24 protein-coding genes and 2 pseudogenes are annotated in these 23345 nt (G+C 41.6%); 5 read left to right on the top strand and 21 right to left on the bottom strand.

Features of this window, described 5'->3' with window-relative positions:
- Nucleotides 1-156: 156 nt before the first annotated feature.
- Entirely contained in the window at nucleotides 157-480 is a 324-nt protein-coding gene (locus EIZ58_RS12635; protein WP_134701173.1) for a hypothetical protein, read from the bottom strand.
- A gap of 666 nt (nucleotides 481-1146) precedes the next feature.
- On the opposite strand from EIZ58_RS12635, the gene EIZ58_RS12630 reads away from it, so the two are divergent.
- Complete coding sequence (locus EIZ58_RS12630) at nucleotides 1147-1821, top strand: hypothetical protein (RefSeq protein ID WP_134701172.1); 675 nt, start codon at nucleotides 1147-1149, stop codon at nucleotides 1819-1821.
- A 338-nt stretch (nucleotides 1822-2159) separates the two neighbouring features.
- Here the strand turns inward: EIZ58_RS12630 and EIZ58_RS12625 are convergent, their stop codons facing one another.
- From EIZ58_RS12625 to EIZ58_RS12590, 9 genes are all read right to left on the bottom strand, one after another.
- Complete coding sequence (locus EIZ58_RS12625; protein WP_134701171.1) at nucleotides 2160-3305, bottom strand: citrate/2-methylcitrate synthase; 1146 nt, start codon at nucleotides 3303-3305, stop codon at nucleotides 2160-2162.
- A 173-nt stretch (nucleotides 3306-3478) separates the two neighbouring features.
- Complete coding sequence (locus tag EIZ58_RS12620) at nucleotides 3479-3721, bottom strand: hypothetical protein (protein ID WP_134701170.1); 243 nt, start codon at nucleotides 3719-3721, stop codon at nucleotides 3479-3481.
- A 278-nt stretch (nucleotides 3722-3999) separates the two neighbouring features.
- A complete protein-coding gene (locus tag EIZ58_RS12615; RefSeq protein WP_134701169.1) occupies nucleotides 4000-4311 on the bottom strand; it encodes an MTH1187 family thiamine-binding protein in 312 nt (103 codons plus the stop codon).
- A 51-nt stretch (nucleotides 4312-4362) separates the two neighbouring features.
- Complete coding sequence (locus EIZ58_RS12610) at nucleotides 4363-4878, bottom strand: hypothetical protein (RefSeq protein ID WP_134701168.1); 516 nt, start codon at nucleotides 4876-4878, stop codon at nucleotides 4363-4365.
- A 12-nt stretch (nucleotides 4879-4890) separates the two neighbouring features.
- Nucleotides 4891-7008: an assimilatory nitrate reductase catalytic subunit NasC gene (gene nasC, locus EIZ58_RS12605; RefSeq protein ID WP_240689063.1), complete on the bottom strand. Its 2118-nt coding sequence runs from the start codon at nucleotides 7006-7008 to the stop codon at nucleotides 4891-4893.
- 163 nt (nucleotides 7009-7171) lie between these two features.
- On the bottom strand, nucleotides 7172-8071 hold the full coding sequence (locus tag EIZ58_RS12600; protein WP_240689062.1) for a phosphatase PAP2 family protein: 900 nt from the start codon (nucleotides 8069-8071) through the stop codon (nucleotides 7172-7174).
- 67 nt (nucleotides 8072-8138) lie between these two features.
- Entirely contained in the window at nucleotides 8139-8270 is a 132-nt protein-coding gene (locus EIZ58_RS34815) for a hypothetical protein (RefSeq protein WP_255438260.1), read from the bottom strand.
- A 180-nt stretch (nucleotides 8271-8450) separates the two neighbouring features.
- Nucleotides 8451-9089 (bottom strand): alpha/beta fold hydrolase, encoded by a 639-nt coding sequence (locus tag EIZ58_RS12595; RefSeq protein ID WP_240689061.1) that lies wholly within the window; start codon nucleotides 9087-9089, stop codon nucleotides 8451-8453.
- Between the two features lie 291 nt (nucleotides 9090-9380).
- Complete coding sequence (locus EIZ58_RS12590) at nucleotides 9381-10373, bottom strand: NADPH:quinone oxidoreductase family protein (RefSeq protein WP_134701167.1); 993 nt, start codon at nucleotides 10371-10373, stop codon at nucleotides 9381-9383.
- A gap of 128 nt (nucleotides 10374-10501) precedes the next feature.
- Between EIZ58_RS12590 and EIZ58_RS12585 the strand changes: the two genes are divergently transcribed.
- On the top strand, nucleotides 10502-11110 hold the full coding sequence (locus EIZ58_RS12585; RefSeq protein ID WP_134701166.1) for a TetR/AcrR family transcriptional regulator: 609 nt from the start codon (nucleotides 10502-10504) through the stop codon (nucleotides 11108-11110).
- Between the two features lie 47 nt (nucleotides 11111-11157).
- On the opposite strand, the gene EIZ58_RS12580 is transcribed toward EIZ58_RS12585, so the two are convergent.
- The 10 genes and pseudogenes from EIZ58_RS12580 to mnmA all read right to left on the bottom strand — a co-directional run bounded on the left by EIZ58_RS12580 (nucleotide 11158) and on the right by mnmA (nucleotide 18665).
- Entirely contained in the window at nucleotides 11158-12201 is a 1044-nt protein-coding gene (locus EIZ58_RS12580; RefSeq protein WP_134701165.1) for an acyl-CoA dehydrogenase family protein, read from the bottom strand.
- Between the two features lie 119 nt (nucleotides 12202-12320).
- Nucleotides 12321-14252, bottom strand: coding sequence for a PAS domain S-box protein (locus EIZ58_RS12575; RefSeq protein ID WP_134701164.1), 1932 nt, complete (start codon nucleotides 14250-14252; stop codon nucleotides 12321-12323).
- A gap of 343 nt (nucleotides 14253-14595) precedes the next feature.
- Nucleotides 14596-14760: a zinc finger domain-containing protein gene (locus EIZ58_RS34390; RefSeq protein WP_240689060.1), complete on the bottom strand. Its 165-nt coding sequence runs from the start codon at nucleotides 14758-14760 to the stop codon at nucleotides 14596-14598.
- 26 nt (nucleotides 14761-14786) lie between these two features.
- Nucleotides 14787-15401 carry a DNA-formamidopyrimidine glycosylase family protein gene (locus EIZ58_RS12570; protein ID WP_240689059.1) on the bottom strand — a complete coding sequence of 205 codons (615 nt, stop codon included), beginning with the start codon at nucleotides 15399-15401 and terminating at the stop codon, nucleotides 14787-14789.
- On the bottom strand, nucleotides 15394-15708 hold the full coding sequence (locus EIZ58_RS12565) for a DUF3219 family protein (protein WP_134701163.1): 315 nt from the start codon (nucleotides 15706-15708) through the stop codon (nucleotides 15394-15396). The genes EIZ58_RS12570 and EIZ58_RS12565 overlap by 8 nt, the downstream gene beginning before the upstream one ends.
- A gap of 213 nt (nucleotides 15709-15921) precedes the next feature.
- Entirely contained in the window at nucleotides 15922-16062 is a 141-nt protein-coding gene (locus EIZ58_RS34105; protein ID WP_205672185.1) for a hypothetical protein, read from the bottom strand.
- A gap of 29 nt (nucleotides 16063-16091) precedes the next feature.
- Nucleotides 16092-16346: pseudogene (locus EIZ58_RS34385) on the bottom strand (SDR family oxidoreductase).
- 12 nt (nucleotides 16347-16358) lie between these two features.
- Nucleotides 16359-16523: a Rossmann-fold NAD(P)-binding domain-containing protein gene (locus EIZ58_RS34380; protein ID WP_240689058.1), complete on the bottom strand. Its 165-nt coding sequence runs from the start codon at nucleotides 16521-16523 to the stop codon at nucleotides 16359-16361.
- Nucleotides 16524-16560: 37 nt separating this feature from the next.
- A complete protein-coding gene (locus tag EIZ58_RS12550; RefSeq protein ID WP_134701970.1) occupies nucleotides 16561-17511 on the bottom strand; it encodes an LLM class oxidoreductase in 951 nt (316 codons plus the stop codon).
- A gap of 32 nt (nucleotides 17512-17543) precedes the next feature.
- The gene (gene mnmA / locus EIZ58_RS12545; protein WP_134701162.1) at nucleotides 17544-18665 is read right to left on the bottom strand and encodes a tRNA 2-thiouridine(34) synthase MnmA; all 1122 of its coding nucleotides are present in this window, start codon (nucleotides 18663-18665) and stop codon (nucleotides 17544-17546) included.
- Between the two features lie 327 nt (nucleotides 18666-18992).
- Between mnmA and EIZ58_RS12540 the strand changes: the two genes are divergently transcribed.
- Genes EIZ58_RS12540 through EIZ58_RS12530 form a run of 3 tightly spaced genes read left to right on the top strand, consistent with a single transcriptional unit; the run spans nucleotide 18993 to nucleotide 22724 of the window.
- Nucleotides 18993-20519: a spore germination protein gene (locus EIZ58_RS12540; RefSeq protein WP_134701161.1), complete on the top strand. Its 1527-nt coding sequence runs from the start codon at nucleotides 18993-18995 to the stop codon at nucleotides 20517-20519.
- A 59-nt stretch (nucleotides 20520-20578) separates the two neighbouring features.
- Nucleotides 20579-21622 carry a Ger(x)C family spore germination protein gene (locus EIZ58_RS12535; RefSeq protein ID WP_240689117.1) on the top strand — a complete coding sequence of 348 codons (1044 nt, stop codon included), beginning with the start codon at nucleotides 20579-20581 and terminating at the stop codon, nucleotides 21620-21622.
- A 1-nt stretch (nucleotide 21623) separates the two neighbouring features.
- Nucleotides 21624-22724: a GerAB/ArcD/ProY family transporter gene (locus EIZ58_RS12530; protein WP_240689057.1), complete on the top strand. Its 1101-nt coding sequence runs from the start codon at nucleotides 21624-21626 to the stop codon at nucleotides 22722-22724.
- Between the two features lie 81 nt (nucleotides 22725-22805).
- Here the strand turns inward: EIZ58_RS12530 and EIZ58_RS12525 are convergent.
- Nucleotides 22806-23201: pseudogene (locus tag EIZ58_RS12525) on the bottom strand (hypothetical protein).
- Nucleotides 23202-23345: the final 144 nt, after the last annotated feature.

The raw sequence follows: 23345 nt of genomic DNA, 5'->3' as shown, positions 1-23345 counted from the left end.
TATGGTGAAGTTAATTTTTCCAATTAAAACCTCCTATATGCAATAAGGGATTAAATCGTGCTTTCATTAGATTCGGTTATTCCACATAACTGCCCTCCCCGTGCTATCGATTCCCATTCCGGTTAATTTCAAATATACTCATTCACTACGCTTGGATTAAATAACCTGCTTTGCGGTTCTATCACGATATACAAATAGAGTAATTCCATTTAATATAATGGTAACGCTGAGAAGAACTGCTGAAACAAACGCAATGGCATCCATTGTGTCTAGAAGAGTAGACCACTCCTCAATCTTTACTTTATGATAGATATAGAAAATCTGGAAACTTAAAGAAATAACACATGCACTAATACTCATTATGGAACGAGTGACCCAATGGTAATGCTTTTCATACCGTCCGAAATTTACAACAGGAAGTATCCAAGCAATAATTCCAAGCACGATACTGCCATTATTAAGCCAATCAAAACCAATCATGTCTAATCCCCCTCTCTATACTTTTGCTTCTTCGTTCTTGTACAACACCTGCCAGTTACCGTATTAACGAAGCAAGGGACGGATGTGATCCCGTCCCCGTGCTAACGAATTCCGTCGTACATTTTGCTCTCGGTTTTGAAGTTTCTCCAATATCTTATCGAGCCGATTAAACATAATACCGTGAGGCTTATCCAGATGTATGTAGCAAAATCTCTATTACGCCAAGCGTCAACTAATTGACCCGATGTTCCTCGTTTTTCAAGCTCTTTAACTACCTCATCATTTGAAACAAAGCGCTTCTCTGACGGATAAAGCGGTATATCTATGCCTTCACTCCATACTCCAAGTGGAGGGAAAATAAACACCCCAGGTTTGTCTCGTCCACCTATCTAGTTTATAGGATACTTGCGCATGTCCTTCTATTGAGTGTTCCGATTCTAATTGCGACCAACGTAAACTCCATGAAAGTAATAGCAAAATGGTTAAAATCGAAAAAATCCACCGCAGAAGGAACACCCCCTTATTATTGATGCGGATATTCAATTAGTATATCTAACAGATTTTCACTCTCGTTATCTCTTGCCAATGTTAAGCACCTGTTGGCATAGTGAAGTAAGACGAAAACTTGTAATTACAAATGACGAGGTAACAGAGATCAAACAGATAATGAGACGAATAAAACAGAATATCTATTCGCTTGGATATATTGTGGATACCTCAACCCAAAGATTACAATCCGATGCTCCCTTTTATAAAAAATTCTACGCCAGCTCTTCAAGAGATGGAACCGGACCTATTGAAGACATGAACAACGTACTTAATTCCATAAGTAAAGACCTCAAGGAGTATAAAGAACTCCGGCAAAAGTATCCTGTTCAAGAATCAATAAAAAATACTAAGAATAATGCAATGCCTGCTCAAATGCCGATGGACTTTGAATTTTCAGTCAAATACGGAGTTGGAAATAAGAATATTTTAAACACATTTGAGGATACATTTACAAAGGACATGGTAGTTGATCCGCCAATCACCATCAACTTAGCACTTTCTCAAGAAGAAATGAAAACGATCTATGATGAAATGAGAAGAATCAACATTTTAGATTATCCTACTCGATTTAATCCTGATCGTAATATTGCTGAAGTTCCACATCCCAGCTATTACTTAAAAATACGGTTTAATGGAGAAGTAAAAGAAATATACTGGAAAAAAGGAATTGCTTCGGAAGTAGATGAAGCTATAAAACTGAAGGAACTCATTGATTGGTATATAAGAGATGAAATAATCCAATCTCGATTAGAATATAAAAAGTTACCTGAACCTAGAGGTGGATATTCATAAGAACAATGATATGTAAAACAATAAAAAAGAAAGCGTCGATTCGGTTTGCGAATCGACGCTCGAAAAGACTTACGAATTGCAATTTTGCACCCCGTAACGGAACCCGTTATGATTAGGCGGATCATACTTTATTCAAGAAAAGTTCGAGCATCTACTTTTACGAGATTCCATCTGCAATTTTTCCACAACGGTTCTCTGATTTTGCAGCTTAATCCAATGTTGGCATTTCGATTTGCAATAGTTAACATCATAAGTACCTTTCGCTACACGAGGAACAACAAGACAATCGGAACACTGATCCATTAATTTCCCAAGCTCGATTCTTTCTTTCTTAATTCTTAACATAGCCCCGCATCACCTGATTGATTGATAGATCTTTGTTCCATAGGTATGTAGGGCCTTAAATTCGAGCCAATATATTCTGCTCTGGGCCGGATGAGACGATTGTTCTCATATTGTTCTAAAATATGAGCTGTCCAACCCGATGTTCGACTGACAGCAAAGATGGGAGTAAATAGTTCTCTTGAGATACCCAGGCTATGATACATAGAAGCGGAATAGAAATCAACATTAGGCAGCAAACCCTTTTCTCTTAAAAGAATCTCTTCTATCCTTACTGACATGTTATACCAAGTACTCTGTCCTGTAAGGGTTGTCAATTGTTGTGACATTCTTTTCAAAAACTTAGCGCGTGGATCTCCAGTCTTATAGACTCGGTGACCAAATCCCATAATCTTACTTTTTGAAGTTAATTTCTGCCCAATATAAGAATCGACCTGGTCCATTTGCCCAATCTCTTCTAGCATATTCATAACAGCTTCATTAGCACCTCCATGTAAAGGACCACTTAACGTCCCGACTGCAGAAACTATACCAGAATAGATATTTGCAAGGGTAGCTACCGTTACTCTTGAAGAAAAAGTAGAGGCATTAAGCTCATGATCGGCATGGAGGACAAGTGCTGTATCGAGGGACTTAATAGAAATCTCATCAGGATTTTTGCCCGATAGCATATACAAGAAGTTCTGAGCAAAACCATATTCAGGGTTAGGGGGAATCAAATCTTTTCCCTCCCTTACTCGTTGAATAGCAGCTACAACACTTGAAATTTTTGCTTGTATTTTTAAAGCTTTACGACGATTGGCTTCCTGGGACATGTCATTTGCATCAGGATCAAACATCTCCAATGCCGATAAAGCCGTTCTTAGCATAGTCATTGGATGGGCATCTTTAGGAAAGGACTGAAGTAAGGAGACCATTTCATCAGGCAGTTTTCCATGATAGGCCAATTTCGCCTTAAGCTCAGCAAGTTGTTTTTCATTGGGCAAGTTATCATTCCATAATAAATATAGGACTTCTTCAAAACTTGCCTGCTCCGCTAATTCATCGATGTTTATTCCTCTATAAGTAAGGATGCCATCTAAAATGGAACTGATGGCAGATTGTGTTGCTACAATCCCCTCTAAGCCTGCTACTGACATCACGTGTTCTCTCCTCTACTAATTAATGTTATGATTATAAGGAATCTTAAGACTATTTTTGGCAATCTTTTGCCTAGAGCCTGAGGTTTAAAGCTGCATAAGGTCCGTCCTTTGGAGCTTTGCTATTTATATATTTATTTTTCAAGTTTCTCCCATCCTATCCATCTCTAAAACTACTAGGCCAATAACGCCTGGCTGGCATAACTCTGCTTTTCTATGCCAAACCAGTTTTTAATGCGCAGCATTTCTTCCGTTGTATAATAACAGCTCATAAAGTCTATGTTCTCGTCTGCTCGGGGATTTTCCGTCCGATAAAGTTTCATGAAGGTTTTTGCTTCCTCTTGGCACTCACAACGGTTAATTCCCTTGGTCAAAAAATCCTTAATGGTTACAATCTTTTCACCTTTCCAAATCATCATATAAACCTCCCCCTATCAATGGTTTGAGTTTTCCACTGAAAGCATTTACATGAATATTTAAAAGCAAATACCATGCCAACCATTTCTTCTCATATTCTTAAAGATCTAAACGCTGATTACCCAAATGTTGTAGAAGAATTCTACTTCTAGGTGTGAAACTCTTCTACACTGTTGTAATATTACTCTCTTTTTAAAAGCGAAACCCTTTGCTGACACAAAAGAAAAAGCTGTTATCCTTTAACAAAAAAGGACAACAGCTCCACTACTTTGTTATCTTATCAGGTGTGACTGAGTTTTTCCTGAATAGACTTCATCTTTTGATCCATAGAGGAAGCCTTATCCCGTCTTTCATCAATCCGAATGATCGTATTTACTCGTAGCACTCCTTTGGTGAAGGGATGTTCGTGCATTCTTTTCGCTACGGCAAGGATATCCTGAAGTTCTCCTTCGATAATGGTTGCCATCGGTGTTAATTGATATTTAATGGGTTCTTCCGCTGTTTCCAATATGCGCTGCACATCTGCGACATATTCGCTTACACTTGGTGTTCCTGTTCCCAAAGGAATGATCGTAACTTCAACTATAGCCATGGATAGACCTCCGATTTGTTTGGAATACTCTCTTATTATTGCAAAATACTGCTACTTTTTCACCTTGGTGTTTCTGGTCGTGTGTTTCGCGACAATACCGAGCACAAGCGCCGCGAGAAACTGGTAAGGGCTCCACATCTCCCAAACTCCGCTGGTCTCCATCCCATGGTTATGATGACTGTGAACCGTTGGAGTGAGATTCACGAGAAAATAAGATTCCCGCAATCTCCGGGAAGGGCCGCTATTTTGAAGATAACCCGCCCCACCTTGGTGTAGCATGTCAGCGTGTACCGCTTCGGAAGTCAAATGAATCACATCTAAACGTATCTTTAATGTTTCCCCCCAGTGGTTTGGCAAATCGGTTGCATTCGCAAGGGCAAGCGTTCGCTCTCGCAGTTGCTCAAGCTCAGCCAGCAATTCATCCGGCTGAACGCTTAGAAATGGATTGCAGCCGCCTTGTTTGTTGTATGCTTTTTGAATGGATTGAATCGAAGCTTCCGTCGCACCCCATCCTAATGGAATTTGATAAAGAACATATGGAATCCTCCGGAAATGAGACCTGAGCATTTGACTACACAGCTATTTGTTAAGAGGACCTACCCTCACTGCACAAACTTTAAATCCGGGCATTTTGCACACCGGGTCCAGCTCCTGATGGGTAAGTTTATTTACATTTTGCAGATCGCCCCAGTGCATGGGAAGGAAGACGGTATCTTCTCGAATCGATTCCGTGACTTTGCTTCTTACCACCATGCTCCCCCTTCGGGATTCCACCTTAACGAGGATCGCATCTTCAATGCCAAATTTGTTGGCCGTATTCGGATGAATTTCCAGAAAAGATTCCTTTTCCCGAGCTTTTAATGACGGGCTTCTTCTGGTCTGGACCCCTGTAAGGTAATGGTACATCACGCGTCCTGTCGTTAAATATAGAGGAAAATTTTCATCCGTTTGTTCTTTCGGAAAATGATTGGCTACAGCGATGATTTCGGCTTTCCCATCGGGATTCGCAAATGTCTTTTCAAACAGTCGGCCTTCTCCTGGATGATCAAGGGACGGACACGGCCAGTACACTCCATCTTCTTGCTTGATTCGATCATAGGTAATCCCATAATAATCAGCAATCCCGCCACGACTGGCCACCCGAAGCTCATTAAAAATCTCACCTGCAGAAGAAAAGGAAAAATGCTTTTCTTTCCCCAGAACACGAGCCATCTCGCACAGAATCTGCCAATCATGCTTAGCCTCACCCGGACATTCCCGGCTTCCTGGCCGCCAAGTCACCCTTCCTTCTACGTTCGTCATTGTCCCTTCATTTTCTAAATATGAGGAGGCCGGCAAGATAAGGTCCGCCATCCTTGCCGATTCCGAAACAAACAGGTCCACGACAACGAGGAATTTCAAATTGTTTAATCCCTCTTCTACCAAGCTAGCATTCGGACTTGAAACGACCGGATTGGAGCACATGACAAACAAGCCCGTAATCTCTTTCTGATGGACTTTTTCCAGCATTTCATAGGCTGAAACCCCTTTGCCAGGTATGTCTTTCTCATGCACTCCCCATACCTTGGCAATATAAGCTCTGTGATCGGGATCCTCAATGGAGCGGTATCCAGGCAGCTGGTCCGCTTTATGTCCTTGTTCTCTGGCTCCTTGCCCATTTCCTTGGCCTGTAATGGCGCCATAGCCGCTTCCTTTTTTCCCTATTTTACCCGTTATGAGCGAGAGGTTCATAAAGTTTCGGACGATCATATGACCATCCGTATGCTGCTCTACTCCTCTCGCCGTAAAAACCATGCCGGTTTTCGATTGCCCAAACAATCTCGCCGCTTGTTGAATCTGCTCAACGGGTATTCCAGTGATCTCTTCGATATCATCCAAATCAATTGTGGATAGATGCTCTTTGAGCTCTTCAAATCCTTTCGTTCGTTCCGCAATAAAGGAGGGATCACTATACCCTTCTTCCCAAATGACTTTTAACAATCCGTTGACAAGAGCGGCATCCATCCCGGGTTTGACTTTCAGATGAAGATCGGCCAATTTAGTGGTGCCTGTCTCTCGAGGATCAATAATAATTATATAACAGCCGTTTTCCTTGGCTTTTGTAAAATAAGGAATTAAGGTCGGTTGACATTCTGCAATATTGGTACCCGCTAGGATGATGCATTGGCTGTACGGAATATCTGTCAGTTCCATGGTAAGTCCTCGATCCATTCCAAATGCTTTCATCCCAGCACTGGCCGCAGCTGACATACAATAGCGGCCATTATAATCTATATACTTGGTTTTTAAGGCCACGCGGGCAAATTTCCCCAATAAATAGGCCACTTCATTAGTTACAGTTGCGGCACCGTATACCCCCAAAGCATCCAGACCATCTTCCTGTTGAATCTGAGTAAATTGTTCCCTGATCAGTTCCAGCGCATCAGGCCAGGAAATGCGGACAAATTCACCGTTTACCTTACGCATCGGATACAGTACGCGATCCGGATGCAGGGCATGCTGATGGCCATACACCCCCTTGATACATAAACGACCTTGTGAGGCAGGATTATAAACAGGAAGCACACGAAAAGTTTTTCGATCCCCAGCCTGCTCCTCAATGACCTCCATTTTGCATTGCACACTGCAGAAAGGGCATTGGGTACTCATCCTCGAAGCTTGTTCGCTTAAATTTTTTTGTTGCTGTAAACCAACCATGAGTCTCACCCTCTCCCATCTATGATCAAGGACCATTTCCATTATATCCTGCTCCGTATCAATCGAATATAGTAGATACAGTCAGGACGTGCGTCCTATGTCCACAAATTAGTATCTAATCAAAGAGACTTCAATTCCTGCAGGAATTGAAGTTCTCAATTTTTTAATGACCGCCTGGTCCCTCTTTAATTTCTGTATACTGCCATGGGGCATGCTTGTCAGCTTTTAAACTATCAATAATATCCTTCGTTACAGCCTCTGCAAGCTTCTTCGAAGCTTCGTTATCGCTGTTAAAATGAATGCCTGCTTGTTCTCTCGAAAACGCTACTTCCTCAGCCGCATCCTCCAGCATCTCCTTTTCATTCGGGAAGAAGTGAGAAAGGATATAGGCAGCAGCCCAAGCCGTTGACGTATGGCCTGAAGGATAAGCCGGATGGGCAGGTACATTAAAGTTCTCCGGCAATGAAATCGAAGGATCTAAATCAGTCGGCCTTGGTCGAAGATGCTCGTACTTAACATCGAATGTAGCAGTTAACGAGGTATAGATCGCCCCTGAGACAACGGCGTGTACTCTAGCCGATTCCGGACCGCTTAATTTATATTTTTCAATGAGCTCCTCGGTAATCGAGAACCAATGCGTATTCGGGCTTGGCGTATACTGCCAATAATTGATCCGCTCGATTTCTTCCGGTGTCAGATTGGCCGTGATCTTGGCCAACTCTTCTAACTCGCTTTTCGTAGTGGCTGAATCATTAGCAGGCGGGGCTTCAACGGTATAAGCATTGCCATCGTTAAACGCAAGTCCTTTCCAGGTCCCTGCTGTTGGCGAGACAGGATGATCGTGCTGCCAACCCATTCCGATATGGCTTGTCCCTTGATGACTGTGACTGGACGCTACTTTCTCCGTATCTTTTGAATTGCAGCCTGACAGCAGAAGCAAGACAGAACACCCAGTGATCAAACTCAATATCATCTTGTTGGATTTCATACAAAAAAGAAAATTGGGGATTAACACGTTTAGTCCTTCAAAAGATAACGTGTGTTGATTTTTCTCTAGTTTCATTTAACTCACTCCTTCTTAAATAATCATTTTTTGATCCGTACATATCATAATGCATGTCGATTTATTTTTAATGATCCACTTCAAAGGATTTTTGATCATCCAATTGAATCAGCCCATACCATTTACTTACTAAACAAACGGGTGTTGCAAACGGATAATAATGTTCAACAGGAACTTCTTTTAAATATGAAGATGTCACAATATTTTCTCCTTGAAAATTGTCTCTAGACACCCTTGCTCTTGGCTAACGGTAGGCGTTCGCCAGCCCCCGTTCGGGACTCTCACCCAAGAGACAGCGCCCATGCTGGGCGCACTAAAAAGGCGACCATCTTGGCCGCCAAATACCTATAACCATATTTTTAAGTGCAATGCAGTCTGCTTATTGCTTCAAAAATTCAATCACTTGTCCTGTAAAGGGTTGTGTTTTCTCGATTTGAACCCAATGTCCGCAATTAGGAAACACATGGAGTTGAGCATGAGGAAGGATTTGGGATAGTTTCCAGCTGGTTTTATCCAACGGGATTATGTGATCCTCTCTTCCATGGATCAGTAACACCGGAATGTCTATTTCTCTCAATTGTCCTTCTGTCAGGGACAAAGCATTCACATGCCTTTGCCTAGGCGCTGGAAACATCGCAGAAAATGCTTCTTGAAAACCTTCTTGAATGCTGGCTTGATAACGCATCTCTACCAAGTTGTCATTCTCCGCCATGCTTTGATCATTGGAAAAAGCAGCAACGAGATTTTTCATATTTTCAAAGCTTGGAGTATATCCCCACACATCATCCAATTCCTTCGTGATGGGAAAATCAATGCCGGCACTACCCATCAAGATTAATTTCTTTACCAGATCCGGACGTCGATGGGCAATATGAAGCGCTAAACCGCCACCCATGGAATTTCCGATAATCGAAACTTTATTCAGTTTCTTGGTTTCGATAAAGGCGATCATGTGTTCCACAAATAAACCGACGGAATCCTTCCCTTCTTCTTCTTCTTCTAATCCAATGTCTACCAATGCACATCGTGGTCATTTTTATTCAACTTCTATTCATCTCGCACGCTTATCTAACATCGGGTTTATCTTTGCAAGCATAAGATAAGATCTCCATTTCCAATTTGTCCATATTCTATCAGAACGTTTGCTTCTATGATGATGAAGGGATTCATCAAAAAGCTGAATGGTTAATCCTTTATACTCCGCAAGCAACCCTTGCGGAGTTTGTGCAAATAAAAAACCTTGCCATTTGATATGACAAGGTGTCAAAATGATATATCAAGTTTCATTCATTGGCAAAATTCCAAGACCTTAGTTTAAACTAACAATGGTCCGACCCCGAATCGTACCTTTCAGGATCTCGGATAATACGGCAGGCAATTCATATAAGTTGACCTCATAACCAATATGCTTTAATAGATTTTTAGGTTTTAACTCGCTTGCCATCCGGTCCCATATTTTTGTACGCGTGTCCATGGGACATTCAACAGAATCAATTCCAAGAAGATTTACACCGCGAAGAATGAAGGGATAGACTGTCGTAGGGACTTCACCGCCGCCTGTTAAACCGCTAACGGCAACCGACCCTCCATATTGGGTTGTACTCAATACATAAGCGAGAGTCTTTCCCCCGACTGGATCGACGGCTCCTGCCCAACGCTGTTTATCTAATGGCAGAATCTTCTCTGGGGAAAGCTCTGCCCGATGCAAGATCTCTTTTGCCCCAAGCTGGCGCAGGTACTCATGTTCCGACTCTTTTCCTGTACTTGCAACCACATGATAGGCCCTTAACGCCAACATCGAAACCGCTAAACTGCCTACACCCCCCGTAGAGCCCGTAACGAGGACAGAACCTTTCTCAGGATGCAAGCCATTTTCCTCAAGTCGCTGAATGGATAGCGCAGCTGTAAAGCCTGCGGTTCCCAGTGCCATTGCCTCTTTCATAGTAAGACCCTGCGGTAGCGGCACAACCCAGTCAGAAGGAACACGGGCATACTGGCTAAATCCTCCAAAATGACTAACCCCAAGCCCGTAACTGGTCACGATGACCTCATCGCCTTCGCGAAAACGTGAGCTCTTGGATGATACAACAGTTCCTGCCAAATCGATTCCAGGCACAAAGGGATAGGATCTGACGATGCGCCCTTTCGGGTCAGCTGCTAGTCCATCTTTATAATTCACGCTGGAATAAGCCACACGAATCGTTACATCACCTGACGGTAAATCGTCGAATGTTAATTCCTTTATATCGACCGAAAATTGCTCATCCATTTTATTAACTACCAGAGCAGAAAACGCTGTCATCCCATACACCATCCTTTACCATATTCTTTAATATAAGCATACCAAAATTATTCTGACCGGTCAAAATATTTTGTACGGTCAAAATGTTTATTGTATAATAATACGCAAAGAAGGTGGGAGGACTATTGATGCGTGAATTAGCAACCAAACGTCGGAATCAGATCCTGAAGGCTGCTTTGCAAGCTGTATCAGATAAAGGGTTTGCTTCCGTCACCTTGCAAGACATTGCCGATTATGCTGAGGTTAGTAAAGGAGTAACCAGCTACTATTTTGCCAATAAAGAAGACGTTCTTTGCCACTTGCTCGAATGGGTGACTGACCGAATCTACAAGAATGAATTGGCCGCGATTCAAAAGGAAGCAACTTCCTTAGATAAATTGAAAGCTTACGTCCTTTCAGCCTTTTCTACACCAGAAGAGAATAAGCGATTTTATCGTGTCTATCTGGAGTTCCTGGCAAAAGCAAGCCGCAATCCTCGCTTCCGAGAGATCAATAATCAATTTTACGAAAATTGTTGGTCTTTGGGGAGGGAAATCGTAAACCTTGGAAAAGCCGAAGGCACTTTTTTCATTGCAGATGTAAACCAAGCAGCCATTACGATAAGGGCACTAATCGATGGATGCTTGATTCAATGGCTCATGAGGGATCAGGATGAACTCCATGAATATTACCGGGATACCTGTTATGATACCCTCCATAGCTATCTGACGAATCAGCGTACGAACGGGTTAGGGTGAAAAGAGGCCCACATCCCCGTTCATCCATAACCGTAACATGACATTGTTCATGTTAATATTTTTTCAAGATGTTTCACCGTTGGTGTAACTAAAGTGAAAAATAGGGATTCTCTATGACGACGGGACGGATGGCTGTGCATTTCGTATCCTGTAGAGCCCGCATAGAGCATTTCTGCCTGGGTTGTTTCTAAAGCCAAATACGTACTTTCCAGCCTTAAGCGCATGACATCCATCAACCTATTCTGGATATGCGGATCTTTTGCTAGATCGTACATTTGATCCCGTAAAGATTTTATTTTTTGTGACAACCCTTCAGGCTTAATGGGGAGATAACGATTCATTTCACTCTCTTTATATAATGAGTCAATAGATTCCAATGATGTTTGCGCGATTCCTAAGGGAACAGCAGTTTGCTTTAAAATAAATTCTGCTCTGACTCCCCTAACGAACTCATCGGCATGTTCTGCTAATATCCATTCATTTGGAACAAGCACATCTTTAAATTCACAAGAATAGGTAGCCGTGCCGTTCATCCCTAATAGATTTTTACGTTCGGTTAGGGAAAGTCCCATCACATGGCACGGAACGAGTGCAAGGACGCGATGAGTTGAATCCGTTTCAAAGATAATGGCAAACAAGTGATCCGGACCTAAATTGGATACAAAAGGCAGTGAACCTGAAATCTTATAACCATCGTTTATGCGATGGCCCCTCAACTGGATCGGCTCCATTCCCGCATAAAACTTCATGGCATTAGATAAACCGGTACTTCCAACAATCAAACCCTTGTAAAGGTCATCAAGCAGCTTTTCCTTTAAGTATTTATTGTTACTCTGAGCAAGTAATTGAATCGCTATAGTATGACACCATACAATAAAAGCGGTTGTCGCGCACCGTGTCCCCACATTTTCAATGAGTTGAATGGTATCGTTTAAGTCATCGCTATTCTTTAGCGCAAATGCTCCAGAATCCCCTAATCCCCTCAACATGCTGTGGGGATAAAGACCTTCATGATCTATCCTCGAAACCTGTGGAAGAAGGTTTTTATTTAAAACACGTTCTACCGCATGTTTGTCAAAAATTAAAGCCATATTCCCACATCCTTTTTAAATACCATAATATATAATATTACATTAAAATGACTGATAGCTGACAGTCCACTTTCGTACGAAATGGCTCATCCACTTTCATCAAAACTCCCGGTATAAGACTAGCGGGAGACGCTACGCGCACACCGCGAATTCGATACAATCGGAAGGTTGACATCGACGATCGTTCCTTCGCCCACTTCACTTTGGAAGCTAATCCTTCCTTGGTGCTCCTGAATGATTTTAAAGCTTACCATGAGTCCCAGCCCCACTCCTTTTTCTTTCGTACTATAAAAAGGCTCTCCCAATAACTTCAATCGGTCGTCAGGTATTCCGCATCCACTGTCCGCAATTCGGACTTTGATGGTATCTCCACCGGTCCATAGAGTTTGAATGGTGATTTTCCCTTTATTATCAATGGCGTCTATCGCATTCTTTACTAAATTAATGAAAACCTGTTTCAATTGATTGGAGTCACACCATAAACGCGGAAGACCCGGAGCAAGCTCGTAATTCAGTTCAATGTTTTTTAATATTGCCTGTGAATTGAGTAAAGTGATTACATGATGAAGGATGCCATTCACGTCCGCTTCATTAAAATCCACCACTTGTGGTTTGGCGAGTAGCAAAAACTCATCAATAATCGATTCCAGGCGATTCATTTCCGTGGATAGAATCTCAAAATATTCAGGCTTACTGATCCCAGTTTTAAGCAGTTCAATAAATCCTTTGATGGAAGTCATTGGATTTCGAATTTCATGGGCTACTCCCGCAGCTAATTCACCGACTAGGGATAAATTTTTGGATTTGCGCAAAAGCTCTTCCGATTTTTTTCGTTCCGTGATATCACGCGCCACAAATACAATATGCTTCACTTCCCCGTTTTCCTCAATGATGGGATTCCCCTGAGCTTCCAACGTGACCCAATTTCCGTTGTGATGGCGGCATCGGAATTCCACTTGATACGGTGACTTGGCCTGAATTATCTCAGCATATTGCTTTTTGAAATAAGGTACATCTTCAGGGTGGACAAAATCGATCACATATTGACCCAGTAGATATTCAGGTGAATAACCCACCACCGATTGATGGGAAGGTGAAGCATACTGAAAGACTCCATTTAAATCTAAAATACCAATTAAATCCGACATATTTTCAGTAATCAGTCTATACTTTTCCTCACGATCTCGCATGATCGCCTCAGTTCGGACGCGCTCTGTCACATCTCGTATTATTTTTTGCGTCACCAGTGTTCCTTTGTAATGAATAGGTGCGGCCGTCGTTTCCACATGAATGCATTGTTTATCCAAACGAACAAGTCTCTTTTCAAGAGGACCGATGGCTAGATTGTTCTGCTGAACTTGCTCTATTCGTTTTCTCGTCAAGTCGTGGTCATCCGGGTGGATGAAATCCAAAAGAGACTTACCTAAGATGTCTTCGGCACGTTCTGCTCCGAAAAGCTTAACCGCTGCTTGATTGATATAAAGGATGTCCCCGTCCCTATGGACGACAATCGCATCCGGAGCAATATCGACTAATTGTCTATATTTTTCTTCACTTTCTTTGAGATCAACCTCAATTTGCATTCTTTCCGTAATATCTATACAAGAGGCAATCACCTCAGCGACGCTTCCGCTACGAACGATAGGATTTAAAGCGGCTACATAATATATGCCATTTAATTGTCCTACATAATTTGTTCTCTCCCCAGCCCAGGCCTTTTTATAGTGTTCTATCTTGATATTCGCCATTTCACCAGGAAGAAAATCGAATAAATCCCTCCCTATCAACTGTTCGGGAGAAAGGCCCAACCGATAGAGCAATTCCCCATCTGCGAGGGTGTGGATGAACTTCTCGTCCATTTTTTTAAACTTAAAGGTCATTCCTCGCTGCAGCTGAACGGTTTCCTGAAGTTCCTCGCGAGGAATCCGCAATGCCTCTTCCACCCCCATCCGTTCGCTTATCGGTTGAGGGATCCCATTTTTATGATCAGTAATATCATGAAATTCATCAATTGAATTATAGAAAAAATCGCGCGTTCGTTTTAGTTTCATCTGATATCTCCCAACAAATTGAATAAGCAACGGACGTTAGCTCACAAATGGATTAGCTTTGGTCTTTCGCAGCCTTGTATCCACACTTTACTACAAGTTTTCCATTATCTAATTATTTATTCTCTTCATATTATTGCACACCTTAATGAAAGTTTTCTACTACCCATTATGGCCGATGCTCAGGCTGCCCATTACTATCTGAAACAAAATTGTAACCATGGTTGACAGTGAGCAAAACCCTGTTGTGAATTTTAGTTAGGCCAAAACAATAAACTAAGAACAGAGGCTGTCAGGAAGTCCCGACAGCCTCTTGTTGAGCGTGCTTATCTCATTCACTTCATTCTTATTCTTGGCATCCGGGACAGAAAAAAGATTTTCGGGAGGAGATTTGAATCTTTTCGATCCTCGTCCCGCATCTCTGACATGGCTGGTTCTCACGCTCGTAAACTAGGAAATGGTCATTGTATGAACCTGTTTTTTCGTCCCCTGCATAAAGAGGATAATCCATATAGCCTCCGATCTCAATGGCCCTAGTTAAAACAGGTCTAATGGCATGGAACAGAAAACGAGTCTGTTCCGCTGTGAGTTCGCTAGCAGATTTGAAGGGCCGCAGCTTTGCTTGAAAACTTCATCGGAGTAACAGCTTCCAATCCCCGCTATGAATTTAGGATCCACTAATATAGACTTAAGAGATCCTCTTCTATCTCTCATCCTGCCCTGGAAGTCCTCAAAGCGAAAGGCCGGATCCAGTGGTTCAGGACCTAATCCCGCCAGTTTCTCCAGAATTTTTTCAGCCGATAGCAAATGAAGATATCCGAGCCTTAATCCCACAAAATAGAGCTTCCTCTCCCCAAAGGAAAGAATCACTTGCTTTTGGGGGACGGGATGCGCACCGTAATCGCCTAAAAAAATCCACCCCCCAATCATTAAATGAAGTAGCAGCTCTTCTCCAGATCTTAATCGGAATATCAAATGCTTGGCTCTCCGATCGATCTCTGAAATCCTCTCGCCCTGCACCTGGGCAATAAACTCAGGTACAGGCATATTGATAGACTTGGCTCTGTTTACTTCCACTCCCGTAATTTCTCTGCCGGTGATATGGGGGCTTAACACCAGACGATACCTTTCGATCTCCGGAAGCTCAGCCACGCGTCTGCTCCATTTCGATAAGCTCTAATCTAAAATCACCCACTTCATTTTCCTTATACAGGTTTGTGATCGAAGTCGAAAAATTCACAATGGTTCCTCTGAATTCGAGCGTGCTCTCAGGAACCTTCACATCAAAACTTTGCTTATACAATAAGGTGGTGATCTTATGATACTCTTCCCCGCTTCTGACTTTAAAGTCAAAAGCAATATGATGTAATTTATTTCTAGAATTTGGATTACAATTTACTTTTTCCTGATAGCCTGTAACCTTTATTTTAACTTCATTCAAAAATACTTCCGTAGCCATGTCTTTCGTCCCCTTTCAAATATGCGCCATATTGTTAATGGCTCCTTCATTGGATAGCTGATTTTTCCTTAATCTTATTTTGTTTATAGGCATATATCTAATGTAGATGATAAAGCCGGAGGAAGAAAAAGACCGCCCTCCTTTAAATAGGAAGATGGTCTGGAAAATTGCTACCTTCCTAAAAAAGGCAGCGGTCTTGGGAGATGGCTTTTCCTACATCCCCTTTAAGGAGCCCCCGTTTACCGTATACTCGGCTCCTGTGACACAAGACGCAAAACTGCGGGTAATGGCCAGTCCGATCCCCTCACTTGCTCCTGTAATGACAACGACTTTGTCTTTCAGCTCCAATTCCACAGCTGTTCCCCTTCACCATCCATGATTCATTAGATCAAGTGAGCGCCCCCGTCGATGAGTACGACAGATCCGGTCGTAAATCCATTTTTCGCGAGATATACATAGGATTCAGCAATATCATCCGGTGTGGCAATGCGTCCAACGGGTAACTGCTTCGCGATAGCTGAGAACATCCCTTGTCGCTACTCCTCCGGCATTCCTGCATAGACCGGCGTGTCTACAATGCCCGGTGATACCACATTGACGCGGATAGGGGCTAGGTCTACGGCAAGCCCGCGCACCAATCCTTCGATAGCCTAGTTGATGGCCGCCAAAGTAGAAGCTCCCTTTGGGGGACGTCTGCCGTAAACACCAGAGGTTAACGTGATAGACGACGCTTCATTCAAGTACGGAAGCGCCGCTCTCGCGGTCAAATACTGCCCCCAGAACTTGCTGTCAAATGCCTCTCTTACTTTGGCCACAGACAAATCGCTAAAGGGCCTCAATCTGATTATTTCATCACTTCCCGCTTTTTGCAGGAAAATGCGGAACAACTTCTTGCCCTAATTCTTCAATCACTTCATCAACCGGACGCCGACCATATTTCAAGTTCAACGCCACGTGATTGACACCCGTCGTTTTGATCCTTTCGAGGAAGTCCATCAGCGGATTGCGCCCTATCCGGAACCCTAGATGAATAGGGAGCGGATCTTGATTAGGATCCTCGGTTAAATCCACATATAGGGACTGACTAAATGGCTTAAAGTGATCGGCAAAAGAACGCCAGTGCTTTATCATTTCTCCCTGGTATTGCAGGTTCCGCGGATAGTACAGCCACCCGTCGCTATTTTGAGCGATCCATTCTGGAGTCTGAGAGCTGTGGCCCGTTACCAATACCGGGATATCAAAAAGACTCGGCTTGGGCAAAATGTCCCCATTCCTTAGCTCCACCTTTGACGAATGGATGGCGGGAAAGCTTTCCGCCCATGCTTTTTTCATTACCTGAATGGCTTCTTGAAACAAAGCAGAACGCTCATCAGGGTCAATCGAAAAGGCGGGAAATTCCACGGGACGATCCCCTGTCGCCACCCCGAGGACAAGGCGTTCACCTGACAGCTTATCAACCGAAGCTGCTGCTTTAGCCACGTGTAAAGGATGACGCAAGGTCAAGATAATACTCCCGGTCCCTAAAGCAATTGTTTCCGTATGAGCCGCTAAATACCCGAGATAAACCCATGGGTCAAAAATTTGCCCAACATCCCCAAAACTAGGGTCATGCAAGGGAACATCGCGAACGAACAACGACGCAAAATTTAACTCCTCCGCTCTTTTGGCCAATTTCATTTGCTTTTCTATATTCATCTCAGGAATACTACCCTCGTATGATTCCAAGGGAAAGAATAACCCAAGAGTCAGATGATTCTCCTCAAACATGCGTGAATAACCTTTATGCCTTTCAAAACGCTTCATCATCGCACCTCCAAACCAACGAATTTAACTTTTTATGCGCTAACTTCTCCTACACCATAGCTGTTTTTATAAACCGAGTCTATTGTTCCCCCGCCTAAGCAAACTTCTCCTTGATAAAACACTACCGCTTGTCCCGGCGTTACAGCTTTCTGCGGGTTATCAAAAAATACATCTACGGTTTGTTGATCCCGAACAAACACAGTTACGGATTGGTCCGGTTGCCGATATCGAAATTTTGCGGTGCAGGTAAAGATAGATCCTACTTCCTCTGGGGAAATCCAACGGACGTCGGTTGCCGTTAACCCCTGAGAAAATAGGGCGCAGTGGTTAGCTCCTTGTCCTACATACAAAATATTTTGCTCTACATCTTTATCTACCACATACCAAGGTTCTCCCGTCCCACTTCCGCCGATCCCCAGTCCATGCCGTTGACCTAACGTATAGTACATCAAGCCATCATGTCTGCCTTTCAACTCCCCTGATAGAGTGTGAATTTCACCTGAGTTTGCAGGTAAATAGGAGCTTAAAAATGTTTTGAAATTTTTCTCGCCGATGAAACAAATACCTGTGCTATCTTTCTTTTTTGCCGTATATAGGCCAGCTTGCGACGCGATCTCACGCACTTGCTGTTTGGTCAAATGACCAAGCGGAAACATGGCTTTAGAAAGTTGTTCTTGTCCTAAGGCGTTTAAAAAATAAGACTGATCTTTTGTGGCATCCATTCCGCGCAACAAACGGTATACACCATCGATGTTCTCAATCCGTGCATAATGTCCGGTTGCTACATAATCTGCTCCGATATCCATCGCTTTCTGCAAAAACTCGCCAAACTTGATCTCGCGATTGCATAATACGTCCGGATTCGGAGTTCTTCCTTTTTTATATTCATCTAGAAAATAAGCGAACACTTTATCCTGGTATTGTCTTTCAAAATTCACCGTATAATAGGGAATCCCGATTTGATCGGCTACCCGGCGGACATCTTCATAATCGGCTTCCGCCGTACAATAGCCTGAATCATCCGTATCATCCCAATTTTTCATAAAGAGCCCAACCACATCATAGCCTTGTTGTTTGAGCAGCCAAGCGGTAACGGATGAATCTACGCCGCCTGACATGCCTACCACGACACGGGTATCTTTTGGATCTTTCATGGACCTTCTCCTCCTTTCGCTGCATCAAGCACGTTCCTCTCGCAGCAACAAAATATTTATTCAACAACGAAATTTAATGTTACAAAAAAAATTACAGTTTGCCGTAAAAAAGCTACATGTAATTGTCCTAATCCAACCACAAATAATCTGTAATAATAATAGTTACTGTTAATTTAAATTACCACAATACCACTTTTAACATCAACTACTTTTTTTGGCTTGATAGTATCTTCCAACAAAGGAAACCTCCCTTACTAAAAAGTACATAAATGGATGTTTTTTCCTCATACTATGGATAGTTATAAATGACCTGAAGGGGGGGATGGTATGTTCATCAATCATTGGTTCTCAAAAAATGAAAATAAGAAACAAGATATAGATACGCTCAATTTGGACAATTTATTTACGAAAACCAAAAAGTCCAGCGATTTTAAACAATTTTCACTTTCAAACGAAGAAGGATCTTTTATCCTTTCTTACTACAACAGCCTTATTGATCAACAACAACTTCAATGCAAAATTTTACAAGTTTTTCAAGATAGATCTCTTGATAGGGGCAATCTAAAGAAAATAGACGACGTACGGGAATTTATACCGATAGAAGATATTATCATTACAGATAACCTGGACGTGATCCAATCCAAATTGCTTAAAGGTTATGCTATCCTGCAAATAAAAGAAAATGATCCCAGATGTGCATTAATTCATTTATCGAATGAAGTAGGATTGCGGGATAAAAATGACGTTGAAAATGAATTCACGGTCGTAGGACCAAAGGTTGGTTTTGTTGAAAATATCGAGATCAATATCCATTTGCTAAGACAACAGATCAATACCCCTAATTTAATCTTTAAAGAAATGACAATAGGAACGATGTCACATACCAAAGTCGTCATCGCCTATATAGAAGGAATTACGAATGATCAGCATGTTCAAACGATGGTTCAACGATTAGAAAATATAGATTTTGATATCGTTTTTGATTCCTCTCAACTTCACCAGTTTATAGCTGATAATTCCTCTACCCCCTTTCCACTAGCTTTATCCACAGAACGTGCGGATCGGGTGGTTTGGTCTATGCTAAACGGACAAGTCGCTGTTCTTAGTAGTGGATCACCTTATGCCATTACGGCCCCTAGCACGCTGCTTGAGTTTTTTATTACACCAGAGGATTATTATTTACCTTGGATTGTTTCGTCTTTTTTTCGATTGACACGGATCATTGGTGTTCTTTTCTCTATATTCGCAACGTCCATATACATAGCCGTTTTAACTTATCATTACGAAATGATTCCCGAGGTTTTACTCGGTCCCCTTAGCTTGTCACGTCGAAACGTTCCTTTTTCGCCGGTACTAGAAGTGCTCTTTTTAGAATTTACGATTGAACTTTTGCGTGAAGCGGGAGCCCGGTTACCTGCTAAGGTCGGACAAACCCTGGGAATCGTGGGCGGTATTGTGATCGGTCAAGCCTCCGTTGAAGCAGCTCTTACAAGCAATGTTTTACTGATTATCGTTGCCTTATCTGCCTTGGCTTCCTTTAATACGCCCATTTATAAAATGTCAAATACCATACGTTTTTTACGATTTCCCTTGATTCTATTTGCTGCACTATGGGGAGGATTAGGCATTGTTTTAGGCTTCAGTTTTTTACTGGTTCACCTTTTGCGTTTAGAATCATTAGGTAGCCCCTATATGGTTCCCTTATATCCTTTCCGGCCTAAAGATTTTGCGGATAGCTTTATACGATCACCTTATAGCGTCACTACAAAAAGACCAGGCTATTTACGTCCTAAATCAATCTGGAGATATCATCCAAATGACCATAAAAAAAAGAAGAACGATTTCGATGATTGACCAAAAGAGAATGGAGAAGATGATGTATGAACCCTTATTTTCTCTTTATTTTAAGCTTAATCCTCTTCCTGTCGGGGTGCAGCGATCAGACGATTATTAATGAAATTCAGATGATTGATTCCATTGGCTACGATAAGCATGAGGGAAAAATTATAGGAACGGTTATTTATCCTAGATTCGAAGAAAAAGGAAAAGTCAACTTAAATATGTTCCACACGGAATCGGATTCCTCTCAAGATATTCTTCCGAGATTGAATACCAAATCTGACCTTCCGATTGAGATAGGCCAGGTTCGATTAGCATTGTTTGGTAAAGAATTTGCAATTCAAGGGATTGATACCGTTGTGAAGAGTTTTGAATTGAATCCAAAGGTAACAAGTCGCATGCAACTGGCTGTTGCCGAACCTACTGCTGAAACCATATTGAAGTCAAGCCTTGAATTAAATATTCCATTCCATACAGCACATAAAATAACCCAAAATATGGACAATGGAAATTTGCCAAAAATGAATTTGCACCTATTCTTGGAATATTATTATGGTGAAGGCAGGGATCCCTTTTTACCTTACCTTATCAAAGAAAAGAATGAAATCAAAATCGATGGATTAGCTTTATTTAAAAGAGGGGAATATATCCATCATATTAATATGAAACAGTCCTTTCTTTTAAAAATGCTGTTGGATGGGACGCAAAATGGAGTGTATAAAGTCAAAATCAACGAAAATAAAACGGAAGGTTTTATTTTATTAAAAAATCTGGATGCAAAAGCAAGGTATACGATTGGAAATATAGATCCGATTCCTAATATAACGATCCATTTATCCATGAATGTCAAGATACAAGAGGTCCCCACTTGGGTTCATCTTACAGATAATAAAGAAGTACAAAAAATAGAAAAGATAATAGAGGATCATATTAACAAAGAGATCCTGCAATTAATCTCCTTGTTCCAAGAGTATAATGTAGATCCACTCGGACTAGGAGATAGAGTTAGGGCAAAATCAAGAAATTGGGACTATAAACATTTTCAGGTGATTTATCCTCAATTAAAAAAGACGGTCAACACGAAGGTAAAAATTATACAAACAGGTGTGGGGGAGTAAAGTGAAAACTTTAATCGAAGAACGATTTTTAGTACCTCCTTTTTATGTTTTCTTTCTGATTTACTCTAGTCAAATGGGTGTCGTGGGGATTTTAAACTTCCAAAAAGAGATTATCGAGGGCGCCGGTTACGACGCATGGATTGCTGTTCTATTATCCGGGGTAAGCATTCATCTTTTGGTTTGGATGGTGTATCGTATCCTCAAAATATCGAATTGGGATATTACATATATTAACTCATTTTGCTTCGGTACATGGATAGGGAGATTATTAAATTTTTTGATTATTCTCTACTTCGTTTGGTCGATAGTTATTGTCTTTCGTACCTATATTGAGATTGTTCAGGTCTGGATGTTTCCTTCAATGAAGATATGGCAGATCAGCCTCGTTTCTCTGATCCTTATTTATTACATTGTAACAAGTGGATTTCGTGTGATTACCGGGGTGTGTTTCTGGGGCACAGCAATGAAAATGATTATTTTGTATCCCCTTTTATTCTTTGCTTTAGAATTCACGTTACCTAACCAATTATTTCCACTTTTTAACCACTCAGTTCAGGAAATTTTCATATCAACTAAAACCATGACTTTTCAGTTTCTTGGAATTGAAACCTTATTCATGTTCTATCCCTTTATTAAGAATCCTGAAAAGTCACAGAAATGGGCCCATTTTTCCGTCCTGTTTTTGATCTTCATATACCTTTTAGTAACTATCATTTCATTTGTTTACTTTACCGAAGAGCATCTTAAGCATTTGATTTGGCCCACATTAACTTTGCTGAAAATCGCGCAATTTCCCGTATTAGAAAGAGTGGAATATATTGTAGTTTCCATCTACTTTCTAATTGTGTTGCCCAATATTTCTTTGCGTTTATGGGTTGCCTGTCGCTGTGCTAAGAAATTAATCCCTATCAAACAACGTTTCATCTTGTTATTTATCCTTGCGTTAATCTTCTTTTTATCTAGTGGATTAGATACACATAGAATCATAAGACAATATACTGATTTATACGCCAAAGTTGGTTTCTATTTTCTATATGGATATATCCCTCTTCTATTTTTAGCCATTCACTTAAAACAAAAAATTACACAAAGAGTTCCTTAAAATCGTTAATAATGAAAAAGACTTCTTTCCCTGTAGAGTCCTTTTTTGCCGTATATAAGCCTGCTTCAGAGGCAAATTGCCTTACTTTTTGTTGGTCAAATGACCTAAAGGGAACTTAGCTTTAGAAAGCTGATCTTGTCCCAAAGCGTTTAAAAAATAAGACTGATCTTTTGTGGAATCGACTCCGCGCAACAGATGGTATTCGCCATCGATGTTCTCTATGCGCGCATAATGTACGGTTGCTATATAGTCTGCTCCGATATCCATCGCTTTCTGTAAAAACTCGCCAAACTTGATTTCGCGATTGCGTAATACATCCGGATTGGGAGTTCTTCCTTTTTTATATTCATCCAGAAAATAAGCGAACACTTTATCCTTGTATTGTGCTCAAAATTCACCGTATAATATGGAATCCCAGTCTGATCGGCTACCCGCCGTACAATGACCTAGCTCATCGGTATCATCCCAATTCTTCATAAAAAGTCCAATCACATCATAGCCTTGTTGTTTTAGCAACCAAGCGGCAACGGATGAACGACACCGCCTGACATCCCAACCACGACACGAGTATCTTTTATATCTTTCATTGATTTACTCCTCCTCCCGATGAATAGAAGTCAC

Origin of the sequence: Ammoniphilus sp. YIM 78166, from assembly GCF_004522215.1 — a bacterium.
Taxonomy (GTDB): domain Bacteria; phylum Bacillota; class Bacilli; order Aneurinibacillales; family RAOX-1; genus YIM-78166.
This window is presented reverse-complemented; position numbering and strand designations above follow the sequence as displayed.

What these genes read in the sequence shown, in the direction of transcription:
- EIZ58_RS12615 (WP_134701169.1), bottom strand. Translation starts at nt 4,311, where the DNA reads ATGGCTATAGTTGAAGTTACGATCATTCCTTTGGGAACAGGAACACCA.
- nasC (WP_240689063.1), bottom strand. Translation starts at nt 7,008, where the DNA reads ATGGTTGGTTTACAGCAACAAAAAAATTTAAGCGAACAAGCTTCGAGG.
- EIZ58_RS12585 (WP_134701166.1), top strand. Translation starts at nt 10,502, where the DNA reads ATGCGTGAATTAGCAACCAAACGTCGGAATCAGATCCTGAAGGCTGCT.
- EIZ58_RS12635 (WP_134701173.1), bottom strand. Translation starts at nt 480, where the DNA reads ATGATTGGTTTTGATTGGCTTAATAATGGCAGTATCGTGCTTGGAATT.
- EIZ58_RS12575 (WP_134701164.1), bottom strand. Translation starts at nt 14,252, where the DNA reads ATGAAACTAAAACGAACGCGCGATTTTTTCTATAATTCAATTGATGAA.
- EIZ58_RS12565 (WP_134701163.1), bottom strand. Translation starts at nt 15,708, where the DNA reads ATGGCTACGGAAGTATTTTTGAATGAAGTTAAAATAAAGGTTACAGGC.
- EIZ58_RS12550 (WP_134701970.1), bottom strand. Translation starts at nt 17,511, where the DNA reads ATGAAGCGTTTTGAAAGGCATAAAGGTTATTCACGCATGTTTGAGGAG.
- EIZ58_RS12600 (WP_240689062.1), bottom strand. Translation starts at nt 8,071, where the DNA reads ATGAAACTAGAGAAAAATCAACACACGTTATCTTTTGAAGGACTAAAC.
- EIZ58_RS12620 (WP_134701170.1), bottom strand. Translation starts at nt 3,721, where the DNA reads ATGATGATTTGGAAAGGTGAAAAGATTGTAACCATTAAGGATTTTTTG.
- EIZ58_RS12580 (WP_134701165.1), bottom strand. Translation starts at nt 12,201, where the DNA reads ATGGCTTTAATTTTTGACAAACATGCGGTAGAACGTGTTTTAAATAAA.
- EIZ58_RS12610 (WP_134701168.1), bottom strand. Translation starts at nt 4,878, where the DNA reads ATGCTCAGGTCTCATTTCCGGAGGATTCCATATGTTCTTTATCAAATT.
- EIZ58_RS34390 (WP_240689060.1), bottom strand. Translation starts at nt 14,760, where the DNA reads ATGGATTATCCTCTTTATGCAGGGGACGAAAAAACAGGTTCATACAAT.
- EIZ58_RS12630 (WP_134701172.1), top strand. Translation starts at nt 1,147, where the DNA reads ATGAGACGAATAAAACAGAATATCTATTCGCTTGGATATATTGTGGAT.
- EIZ58_RS12590 (WP_134701167.1), bottom strand. Translation starts at nt 10,373, where the DNA reads ATGACAGCGTTTTCTGCTCTGGTAGTTAATAAAATGGATGAGCAATTT.
- mnmA (WP_134701162.1), bottom strand. Translation starts at nt 18,665, where the DNA reads ATGAAAGATCCAAAAGATACCCGTGTCGTGGTAGGCATGTCAGGCGGC.
- EIZ58_RS12540 (WP_134701161.1), top strand. Translation starts at nt 18,993, where the DNA reads ATGTTCATCAATCATTGGTTCTCAAAAAATGAAAATAAGAAACAAGAT.